The organism is Kitasatospora sp. MBT63, from assembly GCF_000710465.2.
Lineage (GTDB): Bacteria > Actinomycetota > Actinomycetes > Streptomycetales > Streptomycetaceae > Kitasatospora.
Window position 1 is genome coordinate 1 of sequence record NZ_JAIZ01000433.1, and the last position, 5,596, is coordinate 5,596.

At 76.0% G+C, this 5,596-nt stretch carries 5 protein-coding genes and 1 pseudogene; all 6 read right to left on the reverse strand.

What is annotated here, in order from left to right; genetic code table 11:
* Positions 1 to 352, reverse strand: a pseudogene (locus tag AA75_RS23950) (SAM-dependent methyltransferase); the annotation flags it as partial.
* Positions 349 to 1,662: a cyclopropane-fatty-acyl-phospholipid synthase family protein gene (locus tag AA75_RS23955; RefSeq protein WP_033822273.1), complete on the reverse strand. Its 1,314-nt coding sequence runs from the start codon at positions 1,660 to 1,662 to the stop codon at positions 349 to 351. The pseudogene AA75_RS23950 and the gene AA75_RS23955, both read right to left, overlap by 4 nt.
* Positions 1,659 to 2,423 carry a DUF1365 domain-containing protein gene (locus AA75_RS23960; protein WP_033822274.1) on the reverse strand — a complete coding sequence of 255 codons (765 nt, stop codon included), beginning with the start codon at positions 2,421 to 2,423 and terminating at the stop codon, positions 1,659 to 1,661. The genes AA75_RS23955 and AA75_RS23960 overlap by 4 nt, the downstream gene beginning before the upstream one ends.
* The gene (locus AA75_RS23965) at positions 2,420 to 3,748 is read right to left on the reverse strand and encodes an NAD(P)/FAD-dependent oxidoreductase (protein ID WP_051813184.1); all 1,329 of its coding nucleotides are present in this window, start codon (positions 3,746 to 3,748) and stop codon (positions 2,420 to 2,422) included. The genes AA75_RS23960 and AA75_RS23965 overlap by 4 nt, the downstream gene beginning before the upstream one ends.
* A 145-nt stretch (positions 3,749 to 3,893) precedes the next feature.
* The gene (locus tag AA75_RS23970) at positions 3,894 to 4,652 is read right to left on the reverse strand and encodes an anti-sigma factor (protein WP_033822275.1); all 759 of its coding nucleotides are present in this window, start codon (positions 4,650 to 4,652) and stop codon (positions 3,894 to 3,896) included.
* Entirely contained in the window at positions 4,649 to 5,233 is a 585-nt protein-coding gene (sigK, locus tag AA75_RS23975; protein WP_033822276.1) for an ECF RNA polymerase sigma factor SigK, read from the reverse strand. Before sigK ends, AA75_RS23970 begins: the two co-directional genes overlap by 4 nt.
* Positions 5,234 to 5,596 lie beyond the last annotated feature (363 nt).

Below are 5,596 nucleotides of genomic sequence, written 5' to 3' on the forward strand. Positions count from 1 at the left end.
GGGCGGGCCGCGGGCCGAGGACGCCGAGCCGGGCGGCGGCGACGAGCAGCCGGGGCCAGTCGCGCGGCGCGGGTCGGACGGGGCCCTGGCCGGCGAGGGCGCCGCGGATCCGGGTCAGGGCGGTGCCGAGGTCGCCCTCGACGTCCAGGTCGCCGGTGATGTAGGCGTCGGCGAGGCCGAGTTCGCCGGGCTGCCAGAGCAGCCGGCGCAGCGCCCGGCGGTGGCGCACGACGACGGTGGGCGCGCCGTCCGGGCCCGCGGTGGAGCCGTCCCAGGCGCGCAGCCGGAACGGCACGGGCCGGCCGAGGACGTCGCCGATCAGGGGGACCAGTCGGTCCGCGACGGTGGTCACCGGTCCTCCTGCGGGCGGGTCAGCAGCAGCTGCTGGACGTCGAGGTAGCCGGTGCGGAACCCGGCCTCGGAGTACGCCAGGTAGAGCTCCCACATCCGTTGGAAGACCCGGTCGAAGCCGAGGTCGGTGACCTCGTCGGTGCGTGCGGTGAAGCGTTCCCGCCACAGCCGCAGGGTCTCGGCGTAGTGCGGGCCCCAGGCGCTGCGGTGGGTGAGGCGCAGGCCGGTGTGGCGGGCGGCGGTCTGGGCGATGGCCTGGACGGAGGGGATCAGGCCGCCGGGGAAGATGTACTTGAGGATCCAGGTGTAGGTGTCGCTGCTGGCGAGCATCCGGTCGTGCGGCATGGTGATGGCCTGCAGGGCGGCCCGGCCGCCGGGGGCGAGCACCCGGTCGATGGTGGTGAAGTAGTCGGGCCAGTAGGGGCGGCCGACCGCTTCGATCATCTCGACGCTCAGCACGGCGTCGTAACGGCCCTCGGCGGCGCGGTAGTCGCAGAGCCGGACCTCGGCGCGCCCGGACAGGCCGGCGTCGGCGATCCGGCGGCGGGCGAGGTCGAGCTGTTCGGCGGAGAGCGTGAGGGAGACCACCCGGGCGCCGCGGGCGGCGGCCCGCAGGGCGAGTTCGCCCCAGCCGGTGCCGATCTCCAGGACGCGGGTGCCGTGGCCGACCCGGGCGAGGTCGAGCAGCCGGTCGATCTTGTGGTGCTGGGCGGTGGCGAGGTTGTCCCAGCGGGCCAGCGGGCGGCCGTCGGCATTGGTCGGGAAGAGGGCCGAGGAGTAGGTCATGGTGGGGTCGAGGAAGAGCGCGAACAGCTCGTTGGAGAGGTCGTAGTGGCGGCTGATGTTGCGCCGGGAGTTGGCGGTGGACGGCAGTTCGGCGGGCGGCTTGCGCGGCACGTACAGGCGGCGCAGCCACTGGGCGCCGGTGGGGACCAGGGTCTCGGGGGCGGTGGCGAGTTCGGTGAGGAGGGCGACCAGGTCGGGTGAGTCCCAGTCGCCGGCCTGGTAGGCCTCGCCGAAGCCGATCAGCCCGGTGGAGCCGACCCTGCGCAGGAACGCGTCGGGCCGGTGCAGGCGCAGCACGGGCGCGCCGGCGGGGGCGGGGGCCATGGTCCGTCCGTCGGGGAGTTCGACCCGCAGGCCGCGGCGGCGGGCGACCCGGCGCAGCAGCCGTTCGGCCACGGCGGCGCGCAGCGGCGCCTCGGGGACGCGGGCGACGTCGGGCCAGCGGTGCGGGTCGACCTCGGGCCGGCGCCGGGCGTCGACCGGCTCCGGCCGGTGGTGGACGGGTCGGAAGGCTTGCTGGGTCACGGGAGAGGTACCTCTTCCTTGGCCTGGGGCCGGGCGGCGGGACGGGCGTGGACGGGCAGGCCGCGCAGCAGCAGCCGGATGCCCTGGTAGCGGATGTGCAGGGAGACGGCGACGGTGGCGAAGGGGTGCCGCAGGACGGCGCGCAGCAGGGCGGCGGGCCCGGCGGTGGTGCGGGTGGCGTGCACGGTGGCGGTGAACGGGCGGCCGCCGGCGCGTTCCAGGTGGATCGTCAGGGCGAGCCGTTCGCCGGGCGGGGGCAGGTGCATCCGGTAGGCGCCGTCGACCGGGAAGAACGGTGAGACGTAGAACTCCTTGGGGGTGGTGGCGCGGCCGTCCGCGTCGGGGTGCAGCAGGTAGCGGTGGTGGCCGCCGTAGGTGTTGTGCACCTCGGCGACGGTGCAGGCGGGGCGGCCGTCCGGGGTGTGGCACCAGTAGACGGTGATCGGGTTGAAGACGTGGCCGAGCGAGCGGGCCTGGGTGAGCATCAGGACCCGGCCGCCGGCCAGGTCGACGCCTCGGCCTGCGAGGTAGTCGTCGAGGTTGCGGCGCAGGGTGAGCCGGGGGTCGCCGGGGTGGTCGGCGGCGCGGAACCGCGCCAGCGGGCGCAGCGGGGCGGGCAGCCGGGGCAGCGCGTCCAGGTCGACCAGCCACAGCAGACCGCGGTGGCGGAAGGAGTGCCGCAGGGGTGCGGTCCGCACGTGGGTGGTGGTGGTCTCGTACAGCGCGGCTCCCCACGGTCCGGGCAGGGCGGCGGGGGTCATCGGGCGCCCACGTGGGCGAGGGACTCGGCGGCGGCGAGTCCGGAGCGGCAGCCGTCCTCGTGGAAGCCCCAGCCGTGGTAGGCGCCGGCGAACGCGGTGCGGCCGCGGTTGAGTTCGGGCAGCCGGCGCTGGGCGGCGAGGGCTTCGTGGGTGTAGACGGGGTGGTGGTAGACGGTGCGGGAGACGACGTGTTCGGCGGGGACCGGACGGGCGGGGTCCTCGTTCAGGGTGACCAGGTAGTCCTCGGCGGTGTCGAGCCCGAGCAGGCGGTTGAGGTGGTAGCTGACCTGGACCTGGTCGGAGCGGCCGGTGCAGTCGGGCATCCGGTAGTTCCAGGAGGCCCGGGCGCGGGGGGCGTTCGGCAGGTGGGAGGTGTCGCGGTGCAGCACGGTGGGGTTGCGGGAGTAGCGGAACGCGCCGAGCACCTCGCGTTCGGCCGGGCCCGGGTTGGCGAGCAGGGCGAGCGCCTGGTCGGGGTGGGTGGCGACGACGACGGCGTCGGCCTCGGTGCGGCGGCCGTCGGCGGTGATCACCTGGACGCCGTCGGGGTGCCGGAACACCGCCCGGACGGGTGCCCCGGTGTGGACGGTGCCGAGGTGGGCGGCGATCCGCTCCACGTACTGGCGGGAGCCGCCGACCACGGTGCGCCAGGCCGGTGAGCCGGTGACGTCGAGCATGCCGTGGTTGTCCAGGAAGGCGAACAGGTACCGGGCGGGGTAGTCGCCGGCCAGGTCGGGGGCGCAGGACCAGACGGCGGAGACCACCGGGGTCATGAAGTGGCTGACGAAGTACGCGGAGAAGCCCGCGGCGCCGAGGAACTGGCGCAGGGTCGGGTCGCCGGCCTGCGGGTCGGCCAGCAGCCGGCGGGCCCGGCGGTGGAAGCGCGGGACCTCGGCGAGCATCCGCAGGTAACGGCCGCGCAGCGGGGTGCCTGGCCGGGCGAGCAGTCCGGCCGGGCCCTTGGCCCCGGCGTACTCCAGGCCGCAGCCGTCGCACCGCACGGACATGCTCATCTCGCTCTCGCGGGTCTGCACGCCGAGTTCGTCGAAGAGTTCCACCAGGTGCGGGTAGGTGCGGCGGTTGTGCACCAGGAAGCCGGTGTCCAGGTCGACGGTCCGGCCGTCCGCGCCGGTGGCCCGCTGGGTGTGGGCGTGGCCGCCGAGCCGGTCGTCGGCCTCGAAGAGGTGCACCTGGGCGCCGTCCCGGGTGAGTCGGTACGCGGCGGTCAGTCCCGCCACCCCGCTGCCGACCACGGCGATCCGGCGCCCGGCGCCGCCGCTGCGGCGGGCGTCGGGGATTCCGGCGGTGCGGACGGTCTCCGGCATGGTCACGGTGGGCCCCTGTCCTCCGCGGGCCCGGCCGGTGGTGCGGCCGGGCCCGTCACGTGCGTGTCACCAGCCATTCGGAGCAGCGGGCCGGGCGGATTGGTGGGCGGATCGGCGGGACGGCCCCGGGGGGCGGGGCAGCCCGTCAGGTGAAGGCGAGCAGCATCGTCGGGGCCGCGGTGGGGTGCGGCGAGCCGCCGGCCGGCTCCACGGTGACGCCGACCCCGGCGGCGCCGCCGATCGGGCCGGTGAGCAGCACCGTGCCGGTCGAGGCGGGCAGCAGCCCCGCCGGGCGCATGGTGCCGGCGTCGTTGTACCAGAGCTGGTACGTCCGGTCGGCGGGCAGCTTCGGCAGGCCGGAGGCGAGGAACCCGGCCTGGCCGCGGCTCTGCGACCAGACCACCGTGCCCACCCCGGAGCCGGCCGTCGCGGTGCTGGTGCGGGCGTCGGGCGCAGTGAGCAGCGAGCCGAACGCGGCCTGTTGCTGGGCCAGCGCCGCGGTCCGGGCGCGGGCCTGCTCGGCCTGGTCGTGCTGCTGGTACGCGAGGACGCCGAGCGAGGCGGCGGCCGCGACGGAGGCGGCCAGCGCGAGCCGGTACAGCCGGTGGCCGAGACGCCCGCCGGTGCGGGCGCCGGGGCCGTCGGGGCCATCGCCGGTCGAGGAGGCGGGGGCGAGCTGGCGGACGGTGCCGATCCCGGCCATCACCCGGGCGCGCAGTTCGGCGGGCGGGACGACGGCCTCGGCGGAGCCGAGCCTGGCCAGGGTGGCGGTGAACTCCCGGACCTCCTGGGTGCAGGCCGGGCACTGGGCCAGGTGGCGTTCGAAGGCCTGGCGCTCGGTGTCGCCGAGGGCGTGGGCGGCGTAGGCCCCGGTGAGCGTGTGCAGGTCGGCAGCGGTTGTCACGATCCCACCCCCAGGCAGTCGCGGAGCCGGATCAGGGCGTCCCGCATGCGTGTCTTGACGGTGCCGAGCGGCGAGCCGAGCAGGTCGGCCACCTCGCGGTAGGAGTAGCCGCGGTAGTAGGCCATGGTGACCGACTCGCGCTGCAGTTCGGTGAGGCCCTGAAGGCAGCGCCGCACCTGTTCGCGTTCGAGCCGGCCCTCGACCTGTTCGGCGACCTCGTCGAAGGCGGGGGCGTGCGACTGCGCGGCGGCCTTGCGGTCGCGGTCGGCGGCGGCCTGGGCGGCCCGGACCCTGTCGACGGCCCGGCGGTGCGCCATGGTCATCACCCACGGCATCACCTCGCCGAGTTCCGGCCGGTAGCGGGCGGCGGTGCGCCACACCTCCAGCATCACCTCCTGGGCGACCTCCTCGGACTGCGCCGGGTCCCGCAGCACCCGGCGGACCAGGCCGAGCACCGGGCCGGCCACCGCGTCGTACAGCCGGCCGAACGCGTCCTGGTCGCCGAAGGCCACCTTGGCGACCAGTTCCTGCAGGTCCGGGCCGCGGCGGTGCGGGCCGGAGAGGTGGACGACGGTGTTCACCGGGCCACCCCCCGGCACCCGGCCGCCGGGTGCGGCGGACGGACCCTCGGGCCGGTCGGGCGGACGGCTGGCATGGGTGACCTCCTGGGAACGGGACGGACCGCCGCGGCGTCCCGGACCTGGGGTGCCTCGGCAACGGGTGTTCGGAGCCGTCGCGGCGGCGGATTGGTCCGAACCGGCGAACCCATGATCCGATCATGGACCCGGACCGCCCGGCCCCGCCCGGATTCGGCCGGATCGGACCGATCCGATTCCCGTACGGCACCGAATCACCACCGGACCACCCGTCCACCCGCCCGCGACCACCACGCCGCCCACCACACCGAGGAGGCCAGCCGTGCCGGCCGACCCGCCCACCGGCCC